Annotated in this window: 18 protein-coding genes; 11 read left to right on the top strand and 7 right to left on the bottom strand. The window is 62.6% G+C overall.

Going from position 1 to position 20,183, the window contains the following annotated elements:
* The first annotated feature begins 31 nt into the window (after positions 1-31).
* The 4 genes from M0D64_RS29040 to M0D64_RS29025 all read left to right on the top strand — a co-directional run bounded on the left by M0D64_RS29040 (position 32) and on the right by M0D64_RS29025 (position 3,252).
* A complete protein-coding gene (locus M0D64_RS29040; RefSeq protein ID WP_154563635.1) occupies positions 32-724 on the top strand; it encodes a GntR family transcriptional regulator in 693 nt (230 codons plus the stop codon).
* A 185-nt stretch (positions 725-909) separates the two neighbouring features.
* On the top strand, positions 910-1,497 hold the full coding sequence (locus M0D64_RS29035) for an amino acid synthesis family protein (RefSeq protein ID WP_154563637.1): 588 nt from the start codon (positions 910-912) through the stop codon (positions 1,495-1,497).
* Entirely contained in the window at positions 1,487-2,314 is an 828-nt protein-coding gene (locus M0D64_RS29030) for an alpha/beta fold hydrolase (RefSeq protein ID WP_154563639.1), read from the top strand. Before M0D64_RS29035 ends, M0D64_RS29030 begins: the two co-directional genes overlap by 11 nt.
* Before the next feature lie 11 nt (positions 2,315-2,325).
* Positions 2,326-3,252 (top strand): flavin reductase, encoded by a 927-nt coding sequence (locus M0D64_RS29025; RefSeq protein WP_266240909.1) that lies wholly within the window; start codon positions 2,326-2,328, stop codon positions 3,250-3,252.
* A 49-nt stretch (positions 3,253-3,301) separates the two neighbouring features.
* On the opposite strand, the gene M0D64_RS29020 is transcribed toward M0D64_RS29025, so the two are convergent.
* Genes M0D64_RS29020 through M0D64_RS29005 form a run of 4 tightly spaced genes read right to left on the bottom strand, consistent with a single transcriptional unit; the run spans position 3,302 to position 6,396 of the window.
* A complete protein-coding gene (locus M0D64_RS29020) occupies positions 3,302-3,397 on the bottom strand; it encodes a 4Fe-4S dicluster domain-containing protein (protein WP_266240910.1) in 96 nt (31 codons plus the stop codon).
* Between the two features lie 53 nt (positions 3,398-3,450).
* Positions 3,451-4,392, bottom strand: coding sequence for an electron transfer flavoprotein subunit alpha/FixB family protein (locus tag M0D64_RS29015; RefSeq protein ID WP_301717697.1), 942 nt, complete (start codon positions 4,390-4,392; stop codon positions 3,451-3,453).
* Positions 4,389-5,162 carry an electron transfer flavoprotein subunit beta/FixA family protein gene (locus M0D64_RS29010; RefSeq protein WP_266240941.1) on the bottom strand — a complete coding sequence of 258 codons (774 nt, stop codon included), beginning with the start codon at positions 5,160-5,162 and terminating at the stop codon, positions 4,389-4,391. Before M0D64_RS29010 ends, M0D64_RS29015 begins: the two co-directional genes overlap by 4 nt.
* A 46-nt stretch (positions 5,163-5,208) precedes the next feature.
* Complete coding sequence (locus M0D64_RS29005; protein WP_266240911.1) at positions 5,209-6,396, bottom strand: FAD-binding oxidoreductase; 1,188 nt, start codon at positions 6,394-6,396, stop codon at positions 5,209-5,211.
* A 186-nt stretch (positions 6,397-6,582) separates the two neighbouring features.
* Here M0D64_RS29005 and M0D64_RS29000 point away from each other — a divergent pair, with 186 nt between their 5' ends.
* A complete protein-coding gene (locus M0D64_RS29000; protein WP_266240912.1) occupies positions 6,583-7,548 on the top strand; it encodes a LysR family transcriptional regulator in 966 nt (321 codons plus the stop codon).
* A gap of 258 nt (positions 7,549-7,806) precedes the next feature.
* On the opposite strand, the gene M0D64_RS28995 is transcribed toward M0D64_RS29000, so the two are convergent.
* Positions 7,807-8,412: a helix-turn-helix domain-containing protein gene (locus M0D64_RS28995; RefSeq protein ID WP_154563653.1), complete on the bottom strand. Its 606-nt coding sequence runs from the start codon at positions 8,410-8,412 to the stop codon at positions 7,807-7,809.
* 224 nt (positions 8,413-8,636) lie between these two features.
* On the opposite strand from M0D64_RS28995, the gene glnT reads away from it, so the two are divergent.
* The 6 genes from glnT to M0D64_RS28965 all read left to right on the top strand — a co-directional run bounded on the left by glnT (position 8,637) and on the right by M0D64_RS28965 (position 16,344).
* Positions 8,637-10,025: a type III glutamate--ammonia ligase gene (gene glnT / locus M0D64_RS28990; protein ID WP_266240913.1), complete on the top strand. Its 1,389-nt coding sequence runs from the start codon at positions 8,637-8,639 to the stop codon at positions 10,023-10,025.
* A gap of 11 nt (positions 10,026-10,036) precedes the next feature.
* Positions 10,037-10,945: a glutamine amidotransferase family protein gene (locus M0D64_RS28985; protein ID WP_266240914.1), complete on the top strand. Its 909-nt coding sequence runs from the start codon at positions 10,037-10,039 to the stop codon at positions 10,943-10,945.
* Positions 10,933-11,622 (top strand): protein glxC, encoded by a 690-nt coding sequence (locus M0D64_RS28980; protein ID WP_266240915.1) that lies wholly within the window; start codon positions 10,933-10,935, stop codon positions 11,620-11,622. Before M0D64_RS28985 ends, M0D64_RS28980 begins: the two co-directional genes overlap by 13 nt.
* 25 nt (positions 11,623-11,647) lie before the next feature.
* Positions 11,648-13,009 carry an FMN-binding glutamate synthase family protein gene (locus M0D64_RS28975; protein ID WP_154563659.1) on the top strand — a complete coding sequence of 454 codons (1,362 nt, stop codon included), beginning with the start codon at positions 11,648-11,650 and terminating at the stop codon, positions 13,007-13,009.
* Positions 13,010-13,089: 80 nt separating this feature from the next.
* Positions 13,090-14,526 carry an APC family permease gene (locus tag M0D64_RS28970; protein ID WP_154563661.1) on the top strand — a complete coding sequence of 479 codons (1,437 nt, stop codon included), beginning with the start codon at positions 13,090-13,092 and terminating at the stop codon, positions 14,524-14,526.
* A complete protein-coding gene (locus M0D64_RS28965; RefSeq protein ID WP_266240916.1) occupies positions 14,527-16,344 on the top strand; it encodes a bifunctional protein-serine/threonine kinase/phosphatase in 1,818 nt (605 codons plus the stop codon).
* An 82-nt stretch (positions 16,345-16,426) separates the two neighbouring features.
* Here M0D64_RS28965 and M0D64_RS28960 read toward each other — a convergent pair whose 3' ends face one another.
* Complete coding sequence (locus M0D64_RS28960) at positions 16,427-18,778, bottom strand: DUF1989 domain-containing protein (protein ID WP_266260270.1); 2,352 nt, start codon at positions 18,776-18,778, stop codon at positions 16,427-16,429.
* 22 nt (positions 18,779-18,800) lie between these two features.
* On the bottom strand, positions 18,801-20,168 hold the full coding sequence (locus M0D64_RS28955) for an NAD(P)/FAD-dependent oxidoreductase (RefSeq protein ID WP_266260269.1): 1,368 nt from the start codon (positions 20,166-20,168) through the stop codon (positions 18,801-18,803).
* Between the last annotated feature and the right edge of the window lie 15 nt (positions 20,169-20,183).

Raw genomic sequence — 20,183 nt, 5'->3', positions numbered from 1 at the left:
CTGACCCAGCATCTCGCTTGGGAAGCTCGCCATGATCGAACAGATGCGCGTTGACCGTAGTGCGCCGACCCTTCGCGAACTCACGCTCGAGAAGCTGCGCGAGGCCATTTCGCAGGGCTTCTATCGTCCAGGCGACCGGTTGATAGAGCGAACATTGTGCGATCAGCTTGGCGTGAGCCGCACCGTGGTGCGCGAAGTGCTGCGCCATCTGGAAACGGAAGGGCTGGTGGAGACGGTCGCGCATTCCGGCCCCATCGTCGCGCGGCTCGATCCGGAACAGGTGCAGGAAATCTACGAGATTCGGGCGTTGCTCGAGTCGGAGGCGGCCCGGGCTTGCGCCGAGCTTGCAACGCCCGCGCTCGTGAAGCAGTTGCGCGAAATCCGCAAGGAAATCGAAGACGCTTTCGACAAGTCCGACTTTCGCCGGGTGTTGGCTTACACCGAACGCTTTTACGAAGCGATGTTCGCGGGCGGCCACAAGCTGATGATGCATCAGGTGGTCAAATCGCTGAACGGCCGCATCAACCAGTTACGTTCGGTGACGATCTCGTCGCCGGGGCGCGGCGTGGATTCGAATCGCGAAATGAACAAGTTGTTGAGCGCGATTGCAAAGAAGGACGGCGCTGCGGCTGCTGCCGCGTCGCTCGAGCATGTGCGGCGCACGGCAGCCATCGCCATGGCCACGCTCGCCGAGCGTGTCGCGGATCAAAGCGAAAGCGCCTGAACACTTCGTATCGTTCGCCAGAAAAACCGTCGCGCGCGACGGTTTTTTTTCGTCCGTGCACTGAAGGGAGTCTCGTAAACCCGTCGTCGGGATGAAAAATCTTGCATACGCTAATATGGAATACCATAATACTCACAGCGCGCCGCGCACTGAGCCAAGGCGCATCTGTCTCCGGAGGAAGTCTGATGAAGCTCGAGATTCGCAAACTGATCACCTATGTGGAAGACACGTTCATCGAAGGCGGCAAAGCTGCTGCCCGGCCGTTGAAACTGTTCGCGGCTGCGGCGGTGCTGCGCAATCCATGGGCCGGGCGCGGCTTCGTCGAGGACCTGAGGCCGGAGATTCACTCGCTCGCGCCGCAACTCGGTGAAGTGCTGACGGCCGAGATTCTGCGCATCGCCGGTTCCGGCGATGCGGTGGAGGGTTACGGCAAGGCGGCGATCGTTGGGACGTCAGGTGAAGTCGAACACGCGTCGGCGCTGATTCATACGCTGCGCTTTGGCAACAAGTTTCGCGAAGCGGTCGGCGCTAAAAGTTATCTGAGCTTTACGAACCTGCGTGGCGGCCCGAACTGCCCGGTCACGATCCCGTTGATGCACAAGGGCGACGAAGGCATGCGCTCGCACTACCTGACCATCCAGTTTTCGATCATCGACGCGCCTGCGCCGGACGAACTCGTGATTGCGCTCGGTGCGTCGATTGGCGGGCGGCCGCACCACCGGATCGGCGACCGCTATCAGGATCTGAAGGAGCTGGGCTCCAATGAAGCGTGAAACCGACATCGCAAATGCGTCGATGAAAGGCGTGTTTGACGGCACGGCCTACAGCGTGGCCGGCGAGGGTGATGTCCTCGTGCTGATCCATGGCGTGGGGATGAATCGCTGCGTGTGGGAGCCGCAGGTCGCAGCGTTGAGAGCGCACTTTCGTGTCGTTAGCTACGACATGCTAGGACACGGCGCGAGCCGGCTGCCGGCCGCGTCGCCGCAACTGGACGAATACGCGGCGCAGTTGCTGGCGCTGCTGGATCACCTCGGCATTCGGACGGCGCATGTCGTCGGTCATTCAATGGGTTCGCTGATCGCGCTCGAATTCGCATTGCGCTACCCGCCGAGGGTGACGAGCGTCACCGCGCTCAATGCGGTGTACGACCGCACGCCGTCGCAACGGGCCGCCGTCATGCAGCGCGCGGCGTCGCTGAACGGCGGGCTCGACCAGCCGAGCATCAATGCCACGATCGCACGCTGGTTCGACGACCCGGTGCCGGGTCATCTGGCGAACGTCGCGGAGCTCGTGCGCTCGTTGCTGGAGAGCGTCGATCTCGAAGGCTATGCGCGCGCGTACCGGCTTTTTGCGAGTTCGGACCAGGCGCATCTGGGCCGCTTGCCGCAACTCGCGATGCCGGCGCTGTTCATGACCGGCGAATGCGATCCGAATTCGAGTCCGGCGATGTCGGAGTCAATGGCGGCCGCAGCGCCGCTCGGCCGCGCCGAGATTATTGCCAACGAACGGCACATGATGAACGTCACGGCGCCGTCGATTGTGAATCAGCGGCTTCTGCACTTTATTCGCGATGTGAGCCGTCAGTCCTGAGGAGCAGCGCCATGACCGATTCTTCTTTTGACATCATCCAGTTTCGCCGCGCGTTGGGCGCGTTCGTCACCGGCGTGACGGTGGTGACGACGATCCAGCCGGACGGCACGCCGCGCGGTTTTACAGCGAATTCGTTCACGTCGGTGTCGCTCGATCCTGCCTTGATCCTCGTGTGCATCGCCAGGACCGCGTCGAGCCATCCGGTGTTTTCGCAGACGCAGCGTTTTGCGGTCAGTGTGCTTGCGGAAGACCAGCGGCCGGTGTCGGGCGTGTTCGCGTCGAAGAGCGCGGACAAGTTCGCACAGGTCGCCTGGCACGCACGGCGCACCGGCAGCCCGGTGATGGACGGCGCGGCGGCGAGCTTCGACTGCGAGACGCATCAGGTGGTGGACGCCGGCGATCACATCATCCTGATCGGGCGCGTGGTGGACTTCACGCATTCCAGCGCGACGCCATTAGGGTATTGCCGCGGCGCGTATGTGAATTTCAGTTTGTCGCAGGAAGCGTTGGCGGCGACTGGCCAACGTGCGCAAGTCGGCGCGATTCTCGAACATGCCAGAGGGCTCGTGCTGACCAGGACCGCGAGCGGATTGCAGTTGCCTACCGGCACGCGGCTCGAACCGCCGGCGGACGCTACGAGTTTGCGCGGCGTGCTTGACGCTCTGAAACTGAACGTCAACCTCGATTTTCTGTTCGCGGTGTTCGAGGAGAAGGGCGTCACGCACATCTACTATCGCGGGCGCGTGGTCGACGACGCGCCGGCAGTCGCGGACGTCCGCTATGTGCCGCTCGACGCGATACCATGGAACGAGATTCGCGACCCGGCCGTGCAGTCGATGCTGCGCCGCTACGTGAAGGAGCGGACCGAAGATGCCTTTGGCATCTATGTCGGCGATGTCGAAAAAGGCACCGTGCAATCGCTGATGGCAAATGCGTGAATGCATAAGAAAGGCGGCTTCGACTCCGAAGCCGCCTTTTTTACGGCGCTCACATGTTCGCGTAGTTCGGTCTATCACCACCTTCCGGCGTGACCCAGACGATGTTCTGGGTCGGGTCCTTGACGATCAGTGCGTTGCTTGCCATAGGGTTCTCTTAGCGGTCCGCCAGCGGTTCAATCGCGCCCGCCAGATGAAGCGTCATCGGCTCGTGCCTGCTGCACCGACATGCGCTTCGATCTCGCCCACCACCTCGAACAGATCGCCGACGAGCCCGATGTCCGCGACCGAAAAGATCGGCGCGTCCGGATCTTTATTAATTGCGACGATGGTCTTCGAGTCCTTCATCCCGGCCAGATGCTGAATCGCGCCGGAGATGCCGAATGCAAGGTAGACGTCGGGTGCGACCATCTTGCCGGTTTGCCCGACCTGCGCGGTATTCGGCGCGTAGCCGGCATCCACCGCGGCCCGCGATGCGCCGAGCGCCGCGCCCATCTTTTCCGCCAGTTCGCCGAGACGATCCATGTTGTCCTTCGATGCCAGACCGCGCCCGCCCGCGACGACGATCCGCGCGTCGGGTAATTCGCGGCCAGTCCGTGCCGATGCCTGGCGCTCGACGAGCTTCGTCCGGCTAAAGCCCGCAGCCGGTTCGAGCGTCACGCGTTGCGCGTTGCCGCCGCTGTCGGTCGCCGGCGCGAACGACGACGCCCGAAATGTCGCGAACGTCACGGCGCTGGCCGTGTTCACATTGGCGATGACGCTTCCCGCATAAAGGCCGCGCACGAAGCCGCTATCGCCATCAACCGCGACCACGTCCGGAATGAATGCGCCGCCGGCTAGCGCGGCGGCGCGCGGCAATGCACTGCGACCGAGAGTGCGATGACTCGCCGCGATCAGCGAATACGCCTCGTGGATTGCGTGCAATTGCGCGGCGAGCGTTTCAGGCACGACGTGCTCATTCGCTTCGTCGGTCATCACGAGCACACGTTCAATGCCGGCGATCTTTTCGACAGAGGCTGCAAGCGCGGCATCAGGCAATAACACGTCAACCGGCCGACCGTACTGCATGGCAGCGCTGATGACCCGAAGCGTCGCATCGGCAAGCCGTCCACCTTCCGTTTCCACAACGACAAGGCTTCTCATGCCGACACTCCTGTTTGATCGAACACGTGCCGCTCGGCCAGTGCTGCGATAAGCGCGGAGGTATCGGCGACCTTGATTCCCGGCTGGCGAACCGGCGGATCGCTGAGTTTGACGATGTGGGCCTGCGGCGCGAGTTCGACGGCCAGCGTGGCGGCGTCCACGATCACGAGCGGCTTCTGCTTCGCCTTGACGATACTCGGCAAGGTCACGCGGCGCGGCTCGGCGAGGCGAAGGTCGGCACTGACGACAGCCGCGCCTTCGAGCCGCCACGTCGCCGTGCCGGTGTCGTCGTCGCACATGATGGACCAGCCTGTGCCATCGGCCGAGAGTGCGCCTGCGTTCAACGCCTGCGGCCAGTCGAGCAGGGCGGCGAGCATGGCGGCGACACCACCGATGTCGCCGTCGATCGCCTGCTTGCCGCATAGCACGAGGCCGTACTCGCGACTCGCCATATGAGCGTTCAGCAGACGCGCCACCGCGAGCGAATCGAGCGTGGCGGTTGCCGCCGATGTGTCGATCAGCACGGCATCGTCGGCACCCATCGCGAGCGCCGTGCGCAACACGTCCTGGCTGGCTTGCGTGCCGCACGTGATCACCGTCACCTTCGATGCAACGCCGGCTTCCCTGAGTTGCAATGCCTTTTCGACCGCGCATTCGTCGAACGGGTTGAGCGACATCTTAAGGCCGGTGGTGTCGATCGAACCGTTCGACGAGACCCTCACGCGGACGTTGGCGTCCACCACGCGCTTGACTGGAACCAGAATGTTGATTGTCATGACTTGAGCACCCTTTACGTCCTGTATTTACGTCCAGTAGTCAGGAGACCGCGCCCGAGCCATACTTGCCCACCAGTAGCGCGCCACTGGCGAACCGGTCGAGCGCATAGGGTGCGAGAGAAACATCCGTGGGCTGGCCGAGCGCATGCTGCGCGAGGATCTTGCCGATGCCCGGCGACAGCTTGAAGCCGTGCCCGGAGAAGCCAAAGCCGACAACGAGACCCTCGATATCGGCGACCTTGCCCAACACCGGATTCCAGTCGGGCGTCACGTCGTACACACCGGTCCATGACGAAGCGAGACCCGCGGCCTCATAAGCCGGGAAGCGTTCGGCGACCTGCGCGCCGACTTCGGCGACATAGTCGAGCGAGATATCGCCCTGTTCGGTTTCCGGCGAGTTCAGCGTTTCGCCCACCACGCCTTCGGACACGAGCATCTGGCTGCCGCCATAGCTGCGGTAATAGAGCATGCCGGCCGAGCCGAGGTCCTTGAACGCCGGCATCTTGAACGAATACGCGGCACCGTCGCATTCGAGCGCAAGCACCGTGTGACGCTCCGGCTTGACCGGCAGCGGCACACCGATCCAGCCGGCGAGTTCAGGCGTCCAGATGTTCTGCGTGCTGATGAGAGTGCCGCAACTGAAGTTGCCCGCGCTGGTTGCGACGCCGGTGATCCGGCGTCCTTCGCGGACGAGGCCCGTGACCGTCACGCCTTCCATGATCTTGACACCGCGCCGGCGCGCCGAACGGGCGAAGCCGGTCGCCACCAGATAGGCATCCGCAAAACCCGCCTCCGGTTCATAGCCGATCAGCGCGGCGTCGTCGAAGTTCGCGATCGGCAGGCGCTCGTGCGCTTGCGCCCTGTCGAGTAGTTGCACTTCGATGCCCATCTCCTGCTGCGTGGCGAGCGAGGCGCGCAGCGGCTCCAGCTTGTCGCCGTCGGGCGCGCAGATCAGATAGCCGCATTTGACGAGACCACAGGACGCTTCGTCGTCGCCGAGATAGTCAGCGAAATTATTGAATGCCCACCACGAAGAGCGCGCGAGTTCGACGTTCTGGCGCACCGAATAGTGCGTGCGCAACAGGCCGGACGACTGTGACGTGGTGCCCGCGCCGATCGTGCCCTGTTCGATAACCAGCACGCTTTGCGCGCCCAGGACGGCGAGATGATGGGCGACCGACGCGCCGATGACGCCAGCGCCAATCACGATGAAATCGTAGTGGCTCATGTGGACCTCTGTGTAGGCAATGAGGCGAATTCTAGGAAAACGTTGGCCGCGCCAATTTTGTATTAGGCAAACTTATGGCGAGCCAGTGCAATTTCTCATCCTGTGCACCAATCCTGCGAACCTCGGCACCATGCTGTCGTGTCGCACAGGATGACCGGCATGTCACCCACGCGAGCGGAGCATTTCATGAGACGAACCCCGACCCCGATCGATCTGCGCGCGTTGCAGGCTTTTGTGGCTGTCTGCGACAGCGGCTCGATGACGGGCGCGGCGAAGCAGCTCGGCGTGAGCCAGAGCGCCATCAGCCAGTCGATTGCCGCGCTGGAGCGAGATCAGGGCCTGACGCTGTTCGATCGCGAGAGCCGTCCGCCGCGCCCGAACGTAGCGGGGCGCGCGTTGCTGGAGTTGGCGGGGCCGTTGATCGAACACGCGCAGATGGTGAGCACCCGCATCGGCGATGCCTCGCAGGCCGGCAAGATGCCGGTACGCCTGGGGTGCGTCGATTCGTTCGCGGCCACTGTCGGGCCTGAATTGATTCGTGCGGTGTCGAATTCAGAGCGGCAGATTTCGATGTGGTCCGGTCTCACGCCGGGGCTTAGCAAACAGTTGCACGACCGCGAACTGGATATCGCGATCTGCACGCAGACCACGCTGAGCGACGCACGGATCGTCGAAGTGCCGCTGTTTTCCGAGGCATTCGTGGTGGTGGTTGCACGCAGCCACTTGAGCGGACGCCGCAATATCGACTGGCGCACGCTCGCGCTCGAACTGCCGCTGATCCGCTACACGGCGCGCTCGGTCATCGGCCAGCAGATCGAGCGTTTCGCGCGGCATCTGGGTATCAACAGTCCGCGGCGTTACGAGTTCGACGCGACCGATCCGCTGCTGAGTCTGGTGGCCGCGCGGGTGGGATTCGCGATTTCGACCCCTTTGTGTCTGTGGCAGGCGCGGCACTATCTGGACGATATCGCGGTGATGCCGTTGCCGCCGAGCCGCCTCGGGCGGCGCGATTTTTTCCTGCTGCATCGCCAGGGCGAGTGGGAACAGTTCGCCGGCGACATCGTCATGCTGACGCGCGGCGTGCTGGATAACGCGATTCAACCGTCGCTCGCGCGGGCGCTGCCCGATCTGCCGGACGATGCATTGCGCTGATTCAGGCGCGATAGCGCGCGTTTGTATAAGTGTTGCTTTTAACGCTGCTTAACCGCACACCTCGTTTTTGTGCAAAGTCGCACCAGTCACAGCGACGATGTGCACCGCAGTCAGGCTGATGAACCTTTCAGCGTCGAAATCAGGAACGACGCATGGCGCCCAAAGCGTTTATTGGTGGGAATCTTTGATTCACTCAGATAAACATGGCACAAACGTTGCATTGATAGAGGCATCGACTGAGACGGCCGCAGCGAGCGATCAGTCAGTTGCACTCGATTGCGGATACACGAAGATCGACAGGAATTGAATGGGCGTCTTGATCAGGCGTTCCGGACCGTGCGGTATCTCGCCCTGGAAGGTGAGGGTGTCGCCAGGATGAAGAATGTAGGTTTGCTGACCGTGGCGGTATTCGATCACGCCCTTGAGCATGTGAATGAATTCGGTGCCCGGATGCTGAAACACGGGAAAGCGTTCGGCTTCGTCCTCCATCGTGATCAGGAAGGGTTCGAAAAGCTTATGCGGACCTTGGTCATAGGCAAGCAGGTGATAGGTGTGGCCGCTTTTGGTGCCCTTGCGCACCACTTCCATGCCGCTGCCTTTTTTGACGAGTTGTGCACCGCCTTGCGGCACGTCGAAATTGCGGAACAGCATGGAGAGCGAAACGCCGAGTGCCTGGGCGATGCGGTTGAGGACCTCGAGACCTGCGGAAGTCTGCGCGTTTTCGATCTTCGAGAGCATGCCGCGGCTGATGCCGGCCTGAGCGGAAACCTGAGCAATGGTCAGGCCGTGGCGTTGGCGTAATTCGCGAATGGTGTTGCCGAGGTAGCGTTCAAGCGGCGTTTTATTGTCTTCACCGATTTGCATGTAAGCCTCACGTAAAAGGAAAGCGTAGCAGATTGCCGCGCCAAGTCACGCGCAAAGAGTTTCACAAAAAGAATCTTTGTTTCTCACCAATAAAGTATCCGGCCGATTGAAAACAAGCTCGAAGCGCGCCAAAACCGGCGTTCGGGAGCGTGTTGCGTAACCCGGTCACACGCGTTGTGTGTGGCTTTTCCAAACCACGAAAGATGCAGTTGCAAGGAGTGGCGATGAACCTGAACGATGCGAGCAAGCTGCCGGTCAACGAGCTCGGATGCGTGCCCCGTTTCGGCTCGGCGGAAGAGGCGCAAGCGTATCTGACGCAGCAGGGCGTGAAGTACGTGCTGGCGCAGTTTGTCGATATTCACGGCGTGGCCAAGGCGAAATCGGTGCCGGTCAGTCATCTGAAGAGCGTGTTGAAAGCGGGTGCCGGTTTCGCGGGGTTTGCGATCTGGGGAGTCGGTATCGAGCCGAACGGCCCCGACTATATGGCCGTCGGCGATCTGGCGACGCTCACGCCGGTGCCGTGGCAGCCGGGTCTCGCACGGATCGTCTGCGACGGTCATGTGGATGGCGAAGCGTGGCAATACGATTCGCGCGTGACCTTGAAGAAGCAGGTCGCACGGATGACCGAGCGCAACTGGACGCTCTTCACAGGTCTGGAGCCGGAATTCTCGCTGCTGCGCCGTTCGGCGTCCGGCACGCTGGAGCCATGCGATCCGAGCGATACGCTCGCCAAGCCGTGCTACGACTACAAGGGACTCTCGCGTACGCGCGTCTTCCTGGAAAAGCTCACCGAATCGATGCGCGCGGTCGGCATCGACGTCTATCAGATCGATCACGAAGACGCCAACGGGCAGTTCGAAATCAACTACACGTACACCGATTGCCTGACCTCGTGCGATCACTACGTGTTCTTCAAGATGGCAGCCTCCGAGATCGCCAATGAACTCGGCATGATCTGCTCGTTCATGCCGAAGCCGTTCGCGAACCGTCCCGGCAATGGCATGCACATGCATATGTCGATCGGCGACGGCGAACGCAATCTGTTCGCGGACCCGTCGGACAGGCTCGGCATGGGCCTCTCCAAGCTGGGCTACCAGTTCACGGCGGGCCTGCTCGCGCACGCGCCGGCGCTGGCCGCGCTGTGCAATCCGACGGTGAACTCGTACAAGCGCCTCGTTGTTGGCCGTTCGCTGACAGGCGCAACGTGGGCGCCGGCCTACATCAGCTACGGCGACAACAACCGTTCGACGATGGTGCGCATGCCGGGCGAGCGCATCGAACTGCGCTTGCCGGATGGCGCATGCAATCCGTATCTCGCGACGGCGGCCGTGATTGCCGCGGGGCTGGACGGCGTCGACCGTGGTCTGTCACCGGGCGACCCGGCTAACGAGAATCTCTACGAGTGGTCGCCCGCGAAACTAGCCGAACACGGTATCGGCGTGCTGCCGCAAAACCTCGAGCAGGCGCTCGATGCGCTGGAAAGCGACCGCGTGATCTGCGACGCGCTCGGCCCGGTTGCCGATGAATTCCTCAAGCTCAAACGGATGGAGTGGCTCGAATACATGCGCCACGTTTCGGACTGGGAACTGAAGACCTACCTCGAATTTTTCTAAGGAGAAGCACCATGTGCGGAATTGTGGGCTTGCTGGTCAAGACGCCGGCATTGCGCGAACGGCTCGGCGAACTGATGGTGCCGATGCTGATCGGCATGACCGAGCGCGGACCGGATTCGGCGGGCCTCGCGGTGTTCGGCAAACAGGTCGATGCGAGCCAGCGCAAGCTGAGCATCTACGCGGGCTTCACCGACGAAGGCGCGGACTTCGCATGGCAACCGCTGCTGGACGCATTGAACGCGGCGATGGACGTGACCGCCCGTGCCGATGCGAAGGGCAATCATGCGGTACTGACGGTGCAAGGTAATGTCGAGCGCGTGAAGACGTGGTTGCGCGAGCGCTATCCGAAGCTGTATCTGCTGTCGAGCGGCCGCTCGATCGATCTGTACAAGGATATTGGCTCGCCGTCGCAAGTCGCCGAGCGCTATGACTTTGCGAACCTGACAGGCTCGCACCTGGTCGGCCACACACGCATGGCGACCGAATCGGCGGTGACGCCCGACCGCGCGCATCCGTTCACGGCCGGCGACGACTTCTGCCTCGTTCACAACGGCTCGCTCTCGAACGCGCATGGTGTGCGCCGCAAGCTCGAACCGCAAGGCATTCACTTCGATACCGACAACGATACCGAAGCCGCCTGCCGCTTTCTCGAATGGCGGCTGCGCGAAGGCGACACGTTGCCGGTCGCCTTGCAGAAGGGTTTCGAAGAACTCGACGGCTTCTACACGTTCCTGATGGGCACTTCGACCGAACTCGCGCTGATTCGCGATCCGTTCGCGTGCAAGCCGGCGGTGGTCGCGGAAAACGACGACTACGTCGCGATCGCTTCCGAGTTCCGTTCGCTCGCGCATCTGCCCGATATCAAGAACGCCAGGGTCTTCGAACCCGCACCTGAGGAGATGTATGTATGGAAAGCCTGACTTTCGATCTGGCGCGCACAACGGTCCGTGAGCTGAACCAGTTCCTGCACAAACCGGCGAGCGAACTGGAGGGCCAGGCGGTGACGGTCGTCGCGCCGAATGGTGCGCATAACCTCGCAGTCGGTGTGGATGCGCCGGTGCAAGTGACGATCGCCGGTCACGCCGGCTATTACGCGGGCGGCATGAACAAACACGCGACGATCGAGATCGACGGCAGCGCGGGAACCGGCGTCGCGGAAAACATGATGAGCGGCAAGGTGCATGTGAAGGGTTTCGCGTCCAACGGCGCGGGCGCTTCGGCGCACGGCGGCCTGCTGGTGATCGACGGCGATGCGGGCCTGCGCTGCGGTATTTCGCTCAAGGGTGGCGACATCGTGGTGGGCGGCTCGGTGGGCAGCTTCTCGGCGTTCATGGCGCAGGCGGGCCGCATGGTGATCTGTGGCAATGCGGGTGATGCACTCGGCGACTCGCTTTACGAAGCGGTGCTGTACGTGCGCGGCGACGTGAAATCGCTCGGCGCGGACGCGCAGTACGAGCCGATGACGCAGGCGGATATCGACGCGGTGCGCGCGCTGCTGACCGCCGCTGGCATGGACCACGACCCGGCGTCGTTCAAACGCATCGCCTCCGCTCGCACGCTCTATCACTGGAACGCCGACGCGAACCAGGAATATTGAACACACGCTCTCTAAGAAGGCCCCCATGGAAGCCAAATCCGTTCAATTCGTCCGCTTGCAGCAGGAAGAGTCGCAAGGCTACGACCGCAAGACGATCGACTATATCCACGCCGCCGCGCAGCGCGGCCTCTACGAAATTCGCGGTCTGGGCGCGAAACGCCGTGTGCCGCATTTCGACGATCTGCTGTTTCTCGGCGCCTCGCTGTCGCGCTATCCGCTCGAAGGGTATCGCGAGAAATGCGCGACGCAGACCGTGCTCGGCACGCGCTTCGCTAAAAAGCCGGTGGTGCTGGATATTCCGATCACGATCGCCGGCATGAGCTTCGGTGCGCTGTCCGCGAACGTGAAAGAAGCGCTCGGCCAGGCCGCGACCGCGATGGGCACCTCGACCACCACCGGCGACGGCGGCATGACGCAGGAAGAGCGCCGCTCGTCGAAGACGCTGGTCTATCAGTGCCTGCCGTCGCGCTACGGCTTCAATCCGGACGACGTGCGCCGCGCCGATGCGATCGAAATCGTGATCGGCCAGGGCGCGAAGCCGGGCGGCGGCGGCATGCTGCTCGGGCAGAAGGTCAATCCGCGCGTCGCCTCGATGCGCACGTTGCCGGCCGGCGTCGATCAGCGTTCGGCGAGCCGTCACCCTGACTGGACCGGCCCGGACGATCTGGCGATCAAGATTCAGGAACTGCGCGAAATCACCGATTGGGAAAAACCGATCTACGTGAAGGTCGGCGCAACCCGCACGTTCAACGACGTCAAGCTCGCGGTGCATGCGGGCGCGGACGTGGTGGTGATCGACGGGATGCAGGGCGGCACGGCGGCGACGCAGACCTGCTTCATCGAGAACGTCGGCATTCCGACGCTGGCCGCGGTTCGCCAGGCTGTGGACGCGCTCGAAGACCTGAATATGAAAGGCCAGGTGCAACTGATCGTCTCGGGCGGCATCCGCACCGGTGCTGACGTGGCGAAGGCATTGGCGCTCGGCGCGGACGCGGTGGCGATCGGGCAGGGCATGCTGATGGCGCTCGGTTGCAACAGCGACACGTACTTTCAGAACGGCGCGCTGCATTCGGCGGCGGCGGACTATGCGGCGCTGAACACGTCGCCGGGTTTCTGCCATCACTGTCACACGGGCAAGTGCCCGGTCGGCGTGACCACCCAGGACGCGGTGCTCGAACAGCGTGTGCAGCCCGATGAAGGCTCACGCCGCGTGCGCAACTACCTCAAGACGCTAAACATGGAACTGACGACGATCGCGCGAGCGTGCGGCAAGCAGAACGTCCATCACCTCGAACCGGAGGATCTGGTTGCGCTGACGGTCGAGGCCGCGGCAATGGCGCGCATTCCGCTCGCGGGTACTTCCTGGATTCCCGGATGGACCAAATGAATTGAATTGTTTTGAGTTTTTTGACTGTGGAAAAGTTGAGTGCATTCAACCTTGATTCACCAATCTATCAGGAGCCCGACATGAGCACTCCGCAAAGCACCACGCAAGCAGCGCCGGCACCATCCGGCGGTCTGCGTGCCGGCACGTTAGGTTTCCCCGAGGTCATCGGCCAATCTATCGCGAACCTTTCACCGACCTTCACGCCGTCGATCAACGTGACCGCGATCGCGGCGCTGGCCGGTGCGGGCACATGGTTGATTTATGGTCTTTCGACGCTCGGGCTGCTGCTGGTGAGCATGAGCATCATCGCGCTCTCGAGCCGGATCGCGTCGGCCGGCTCGTTCTTTATCTATATCTCGCGCGCGCTTGGGCCGATGGCGGGCGGCATTGCCGGCTGGGGTCTGATCGCAGCTTACGTGGGCACTGCAATGGGGGTTGGCGCCGCAGGCGTAGTGTTCGTGCAGAACGCTTTTACGGCCTGGGGTGTCAATATCCCGTCGTGGGCGGTCTACACGATCTTTGTCGGCCTGGCCTGGTTCTTCTCGGCGCGTGACGTGAAGCTCTCCTCGCGCCTGTCGCTGGCAATCGAAGCCGCTTCGGTGGTGATCGTGGGCGGTGTGCTGATCTATGTGCTCGCGCTGCATCCGGACCATATCATCGACCATACGCAACTGGGGCTGCAGGGCGTGAGCGGTAAGGGCATGGCACAGGGCATGGTGCTCGGCATCTTCTCGTACGTGGGTTTCGAGAGCGCGGCCTCGCTCGGCCAGGAAACCAGGAACCCGCTGCGCGTCATTCCGCGCGCGGTGGTCTGGTGCGTGATCCTGTCGGGCCTGTTCTTCATGTTTGTGGCCTATTCGATGACGATCGCCTACCACGACGACGCAGCCAAGCTCGGCGGCGATTCGGCCGTGCTCAGCACCTTGCTCACGAGCGTCGGCGCCTCGCCGCTCGGTCCGGTGTTTTATCTGATTGCCTCGGTCAGCGCGTTCTCGTGCGTGCTTGCGTGCATCAACTCGTCCAGCCGTCTTCTGTATTCGATGGGCCGCTATCAGTTCGTGCATCGCTCGATGGGCATGGTGCACCGCACGCATCAGACACCGTACATTGCCGTTGCGTTTTCCTCCATCGTGACTTTCGTGGTGTGTATCGCGATGCTCGGCACGGGACCGCTCAACACCTTCGGCTATACCAGTACGTTTGCGACCTTTGGCTTCCTGGTCGTGTATTTCCTGGTCGCCATCGCGGCACCGGTTTATTTGAAGAAGCAGGGCGAGCTCAAGACTAGCAACGTCGTGTGGGGCGTGCTCGGCGCACTGGCGATGGTCGGCGCGGTGATCGGCAGCGTGTATCCGGTGCCCGATTATCCGTATAACATCCTGCCGTATCTGTTCGTTGCGTATATGCTGGTTGGCGCAGTCTGGTTGTTGATGCTCAAGAAGCGCTCGCCGCAGGTGCTCGAGAAGATCGAGCACGATCTGGAAACCAGCGACGTGATGACCCACGGCAAAAAGTAAATGAGTGAACCCTTCTCCCAGGATAGCTTGCCCGCACCGAACACCAGCCAGGTGCCAGACGATCCAGAGGGAAGGCCTGCTAGCGGTCGCGGAATGGGCGGCCAGGAAATCGATCTGCAATTGAGGCCGGAGCGCGGCGAGTGCGCCGCGCTCGAGATCGGTTGTGTTTCTTTCCCTGCCCGCGCCCGCGGGCAGGATCACATCAACGAAGACTACGTCGGCGTGATGCTCGGCGATCTGGCGGCGCGCGCCGCGCGTGGCAGCGTGATCGCTCTCGCCGATGGCGTGAGCGGCAGCAAGGGCGGACGGGTCGCAGCCGAACTCTCGGTGCGGACCTTTATCGATGCCTATTACGGGCTCGCCGACACCTTGCAGCCCGGCGTGGCCGCTGCGCGCGCGCTCGAGGCAATACACGGCTGGCTGCATCAGATCGGCCGCGTCGACCCAGCACTGAAGCAGATGTCCGCGTCCTTTGCGGCGCTGATCGTGCGCCGCGCTACCGCGTATCTGGTCGCGGCCGGCGATGTGCGGCTCTATCTGCTGCGCGATGGCCAACTGACCCAGCTCGGTGACGACGACGTGGTGCCGGTCGCCTTCGGTTCTTATGTGGCTCACGCGGTCGGCATGCTTCCGACGCTGGTGACGCGCATCGAAACGCTTGAGCTGCGCGAGGGCGACCGACTGCTGATGTGCTCCGACGGACTCTATCGCCGCGTGCCGATGCGCGAACTGCAGACGGTGCTGGCGGCGCGCGGCGGTGCGCTCGAAACGGCACGGCGGCTGGGCGCGCTGGCGCTGACGCGCGGCTCGCAGGACGACGTGACGAGCGCGGTGCTCGATGTGGGCGCCCTGCCTTCGCTCGATGTCGGTTACCTCGAACGTGTGGTCGGCGTTTTGCCTATTCCGGCTGTTCCCGACGCCGGCGAGGTGGTCGACGGATATCTGCTCAAGAGCGTGTTGAGCGATGGCTTCTATTCGCGGATTTTCGCCGGCTACGATCTGGCCGATCCGAACACGCCGCTGGCGCTCAAGTTTCCCAAGCCGCGTGTCGAGCAGGACGAGAACGTGCGGCAGTCGATCGTGCGCGAGCGCTGGCTGGCCGGCAAGATCGGCGACGACGGCGTGCTCGCGCCGATGCCGATCGATGCCGACCGGCAAACCCGGCTCTATGTGGTGATGCCGCTCGGCGCAGGCGTCACGCTCGAAAAACTGCTGGCGGCGCCTCAGCCCATGGCACTGCCACGTGCGCTCAAGATCGCGCAACAGCTAGGCCATTCGATCGACGTGCTGAATCGCCGCAATATCTTCCATCGCGATATCAAACCCGAGAACGTGCTCGTGATGTGGGGCGATAGCACGCGCCTGCTCGATCTCGGTTTCGGTTATATGCCGGGCATGCAGTTGCCGGGCCCGGACGCCGCGCCGGGCTCGCCCGCTTATATGGCGCCTGAGTTGATGAAAGGCGCACAGGGCGATGCGCGCTCCGAGGTGTTCGCGTTTGGCGTGACCCTGTACCGGCTGTTCAGCGGCGGCAAGCTGCCCTACGGTTTTAATGGACGCGTGCCGCTCTATCAGTACCGGCCGGACGCGCCGCAATGGCTCGACCTGGTGCTGGAGAAAGCCCTGCAGACCGACCCGGCGCGCAGGTATCAGGACGTGCTCGAAGTCTGCGCTGATCTCGATCGTTTTTCGAGCGGTCGAGACGCGATGGCGCCGATTCGGCGCAAGCCCTTGCTCGAGAGCGATCCGGTGCTGTTCTGGCAGGTGGTCGTGGTGCTGTTGTTGGCGCTGCTGTTGTGGTCCCTGATGCGGCATTGAACGGGGTTGGTGGCGTGGCCCCGCCGCGCCACCTGGCGCAAGCCGCGCGCCATGGCCCACGCAGGGCCCGTGCTGCAGCCGTTCAAGCGCGGACACGGCTCTTGTCCGGATCGTAGAAGATCGGCGCCACGACCTGAGCGTCGATGCGTTTCTGATGCCCGTCGATCTTGCCGACCTGCAAGCGTGTTCCCGGTTCGGCATAGGCGATATCGATACGGCACAGCGCAATGTTCTTGCCGAGGATCGGCGAACGCACGCCGCTCGTGACCACGCCGATCTGCGCGCGCGCGTTGTGTTGCCCGTGCACGCAATCTCCATGGTGCGCGGGTTCGTTGCCGTCGAGTTCGAGTCCGACCAACTTGTGCCGCGGATGCGCGCTGCGGGCAAGCAATGCGTCGCGGCCGATGAAGTCGTCCGCTTTGGTTTTCAGCGGTACCGAGAAGCCGATGCCGGCTTCGAACGGATCGGTTTCGTCGGTGAACTCGTAGCCGGCGAAGATCAGGCCGGCTTCGACGCGCAGCATATCGAGCGCGTTTAGTCCGAGCGGAACCATGCCTAGCGGTTTCCCAGCCGACCACAAGCGGTCCCACACGCGTTCTGCATCCTGCGGATGACACCAAACTTCATAGCCGAGTTCGCCGGTGTAGCCGGTGCGCGAGACCATGATCGGACAGCCCTCGTAATTGTCGAGCCGGCCGACCAGAAAGCGGAACCAGCCGAGCTTTTCGAGCGCCGGCTGGGTGGGCGGCGTCCACACCATCTGCTTCAACAACTCGCGGCCTAGCGGTCCCTGAATCGACAGATTGTGAATCTGATCCGAGGCCGATTTGATCCACACTTTCATGCCGAGCGCCGCCGCCTGCTCGCGCAGCCAGACACCGGCGTAGTCTTCGCCGCAAATCCAGCGGAAATTGTCCGGGCCGAGGCGCAACAGCGTGCCGTCGTCGAGCATGCCGCCGTGCGGATAGCACATCGCCGAATACACGACCTGGCCTACCGCGAGGCGCCGGACGTCGCGCGTCAGACAGTATTGCAACAGGGCTTCCGCGTCGGGACCGATGATCTCGAACTTGCGAAGCGCGGACAGATCCATCATGGCGACGCGCTCCCGGCAGCCGAAGTATTCTTCGACGGTGCCGAAGCCCTCGTAATGCGTGGGCAGCCACCAGCCGCGATAGTCGGTGAAATGGCGGGTGAGCGCAGACGTCTTTGCATGAAAGCCTGACTCGCGGGTCAGGACCGGTTCGGCATCGGGCGTGGTTCGGGTAGCCATGGCAATGGAGAAGCGTTCCTTGTTCGGATAGACGCGGATCTGGATATCGGTCGGATTCCAGCCGTTCGCGGGATCGATGTCGTCGGGACAGGACGAACTCACGCACACGAGGTCGGTCAGCGCGCGCATCAACACGTAGTCGCCCGGGCGCGACCACGGTTCATCGAGCGTCATTTGCTGATGGGCGTTGATGCCGGTATTGAAGAAGAAATTGATCGCGGGCCAGCCGGGGCGTGGCGCCACGTTAAAAGCGGCGAGGGCGCGGCTCATGTTGTCGCTGCAGTTGCTATGGCCGAAATAGCCCTGGCTTTCGTAATAGCGCGCCGCGCACGCCAGGGCAAATGAGTCGTGACGGCCCACCGTGTCGCGTACGACTTCGAGCATGGGCTGCATGTTTCGATTGAAGAACTTCGAGAACAGGCCGGGAGCGGGATACGCATTGCCATTCAGCGTTCTCGTCACGGTCTGGTCGAGGTCGAGTTCCTCGTTTCTATCCAGCGCGGCGAGATCGAAGGCGACGAAATCCGAACATTGCCGACCCGCGACGTCCAGTACCTGAATGTATTCTCCCGCGCGCACCGTGTACGCGGTGGCGGTGCCGGGCTGGATCGTGAAGTCGTTCAGCGTGTCCGCCAATGGTGCGGGAAGCGGCGGGGCGGCGAGCAGCGCGGGATTCGCGCGATCGATCGTGAGGCGCAAGCCGGTGGGCGGGTTCTGCGAATCGATCGCCCTTGCGGCACCCGGCGCGGCGACGATGACGAGCAGCGCTTCGGAGGCAATGAGTTTTCGCGTAAAGCCCGCCGGTGTGTCGCCGCTCCAGATAGTCGCCGCGGACTGCAATGCGTTCGCGTGAACGCCACGCTTGAGCAGACCGGTCAGCACGTGCGAGGCCGCGCTGTTATGCAACAGACTCGCCATGAACGAAGCGCCCGCCGACGCTTGTAGGTCGAGCGCAGCCAGCGCCGCTTCGCCGTGTGCATCGAAAGCCATGAGTTCGCAGGGCTGCAGGCCTTCGATATCCACGATCTGTAAAGTATCGCCGGGCGTGAGCGCGACGACCGTGAGGCCGCCGCCCGCCACGCGATATCGTTCGCATCCGGCCGCGCGAGCAAATAGCGCCGGCTCAGCGGGACGCGAGCTTATGGGGGTGCGTATCAGCATGTTCTTCCCTGGCTCGCGCCGCTTAGCCGGCGGTTTTCAACGCCGCAACGGGTTCGCCAAGATACGCGTCCATCGAGTCATCGAGTGCCGATAGCCACGGCGTGTGATGAGGTGGGGATTGCGTGCCAGTCATCAGCGAGCGATAGGACTTGTTGCGATAGCCCATGATGTCGTCATGCTTGTCGTGTTTCCATTCGAGGAAGGTTCGGTTCACCCCTTCGATGTCGAAACTCGGGTAGTCGGTCGCATCGAGCAGCTCCTGAATGTAGCTACCCTGAAACTCGAACATCTCCTGGTGGGTGACGAGCCTTTCTTCTTTCGCGCGCCATGCGAGGCTGTGTGCAGTCATCTCCGCTTTCGGCGGCAGCGTGATGCGCCCGAGGATTACATCGCGCGCATACCAGGCCTGAGCGTCGAACATGTTGAACGAATACCAGAGGTCCTGCATGCCGAGGTAGATCAGGCCTGGATTGTCTTCCCAGAAAATACCTTTATAGAGGTTCAAAGGCCACAGGCGATTGCCGGTCTTCAGGCGCAGTTCGTCGGGTAGAAACGGGAAGTGATGCTGATATCCGGTGCACAGGATGATCGCGTCGACGCGCTTGTGCGTGTCGTCGGCGAAGTAAGCGATATTGCCGCGCACGCGCTGCAATATCGGTTTCTCTTCCCAGTTTTCGGGCCAGTGATAGCCCATCGGCGCCGTGCGATAGCAACTCGTGATGCTCTTCGCACCGTACTTGTAGCACTGGGAGCCGATGTCTTCCGCCGAATAGCTGCTGCCGACCAGCAACACATCCTTGTCCTTGAACTCCAGCGCGTCGCGGAAATCGTGTGCATGCAGGATGCGGCCGCCAAAACTCTCAAAACCGGGGAAGCTTGGCGCATTCGGTGTCGAGAAGTGGCCACACGCGTTGACGACGTAGTCGAACTCTTCCGACGTCGTTGTGCCGGCGGAATAGTCTTGCGCAGTGACGGTGAATTTCCTGGATGCGGCGTCGAAGCTCACCTGGCGGACCGCCGTATTGAAGCGAATATAAGGCCGTACACCGGCTTTCTCGACGCGTCCGCGAATATAGTCCCACAGCACCTCGCGCGGCGGATACGAGGCGATCGGTTTGCCGAAGTGCTCCTCGAATGTGTAGTCCGCGAACTCCAGGCATTCCTTTGGTCCGTTGGACCACAGGTAGCGATACATGCTGCCGTGCACCGGCTCGCCGTTCTCGTCGGTGCCCGTGCGCCATGTGTAATTCCACATGCCGCCCCAGTCCTTCTGCTTCTCGAAGCAGACGATATCGGGAATGTCTGCGCCTTTTTCTCTCGCGGACTGGAAAGCGCGCAATTGCGCCATCCCGGAAGGGCCCGCACCGATGATTGCAACGCGTTTTTTCATAGTTTGCCGCCGATG

This window comes from Paraburkholderia sp. WS6, from assembly GCF_030464835.1.
Taxonomy (GTDB): Bacteria; Pseudomonadota; Gammaproteobacteria; order Burkholderiales; family Burkholderiaceae; genus Paraburkholderia; species Paraburkholderia madseniana.
The sequence above is the reverse complement of the archived record's forward strand: the minus strand, read 5'-3'. Positions and strand labels throughout refer to the sequence as shown.

What these genes read in the sequence shown, in the direction of transcription:
- M0D64_RS29040 (WP_154563635.1), top strand. Translation starts at nt 32, where the DNA reads ATGATCGAACAGATGCGCGTTGACCGTAGTGCGCCGACCCTTCGCGAA.
- M0D64_RS29035 (WP_154563637.1), top strand. Translation starts at nt 910, where the DNA reads ATGAAGCTCGAGATTCGCAAACTGATCACCTATGTGGAAGACACGTTC.
- M0D64_RS29030 (WP_154563639.1), top strand. Translation starts at nt 1,487, where the DNA reads ATGAAGCGTGAAACCGACATCGCAAATGCGTCGATGAAAGGCGTGTTT.
- M0D64_RS29025 (WP_266240909.1), top strand. Translation starts at nt 2,326, where the DNA reads ATGACCGATTCTTCTTTTGACATCATCCAGTTTCGCCGCGCGTTGGGC.
- M0D64_RS29020 (WP_266240910.1), bottom strand. Translation starts at nt 3,397, where the DNA reads ATGGCAAGCAACGCACTGATCGTCAAGGACCCGACCCAGAACATCGTC.
- M0D64_RS29015 (WP_301717697.1), bottom strand. Translation starts at nt 4,392, where the DNA reads ATGAGAAGCCTTGTCGTTGTGGAAACGGAAGGTGGACGGCTTGCCGAT.
- M0D64_RS29005 (WP_266240911.1), bottom strand. Translation starts at nt 6,396, where the DNA reads ATGAGCCACTACGATTTCATCGTGATTGGCGCTGGCGTCATCGGCGCG.
- M0D64_RS29000 (WP_266240912.1), top strand. Translation starts at nt 6,583, where the DNA reads ATGAGACGAACCCCGACCCCGATCGATCTGCGCGCGTTGCAGGCTTTT.
- M0D64_RS28995 (WP_154563653.1), bottom strand. Translation starts at nt 8,412, where the DNA reads ATGCAAATCGGTGAAGACAATAAAACGCCGCTTGAACGCTACCTCGGC.
- glnT (WP_266240913.1), top strand. Translation starts at nt 8,637, where the DNA reads ATGAACCTGAACGATGCGAGCAAGCTGCCGGTCAACGAGCTCGGATGC.
- M0D64_RS28985 (WP_266240914.1), top strand. Translation starts at nt 10,037, where the DNA reads ATGTGCGGAATTGTGGGCTTGCTGGTCAAGACGCCGGCATTGCGCGAA.
- M0D64_RS28980 (WP_266240915.1), top strand. Translation starts at nt 10,933, where the DNA reads ATGGAAAGCCTGACTTTCGATCTGGCGCGCACAACGGTCCGTGAGCTG.
- M0D64_RS28975 (WP_154563659.1), top strand. Translation starts at nt 11,648, where the DNA reads ATGGAAGCCAAATCCGTTCAATTCGTCCGCTTGCAGCAGGAAGAGTCG.
- M0D64_RS28970 (WP_154563661.1), top strand. Translation starts at nt 13,090, where the DNA reads ATGAGCACTCCGCAAAGCACCACGCAAGCAGCGCCGGCACCATCCGGC.
- M0D64_RS28965 (WP_266240916.1), top strand. Translation starts at nt 14,527, where the DNA reads ATGAGTGAACCCTTCTCCCAGGATAGCTTGCCCGCACCGAACACCAGC.
- M0D64_RS28960 (WP_266260270.1), bottom strand. Translation starts at nt 18,778, where the DNA reads ATGCTGATACGCACCCCCATAAGCTCGCGTCCCGCTGAGCCGGCGCTA.
- M0D64_RS28955 (WP_266260269.1), bottom strand. Translation starts at nt 20,168, where the DNA reads ATGAAAAAACGCGTTGCAATCATCGGTGCGGGCCCTTCCGGGATGGCG.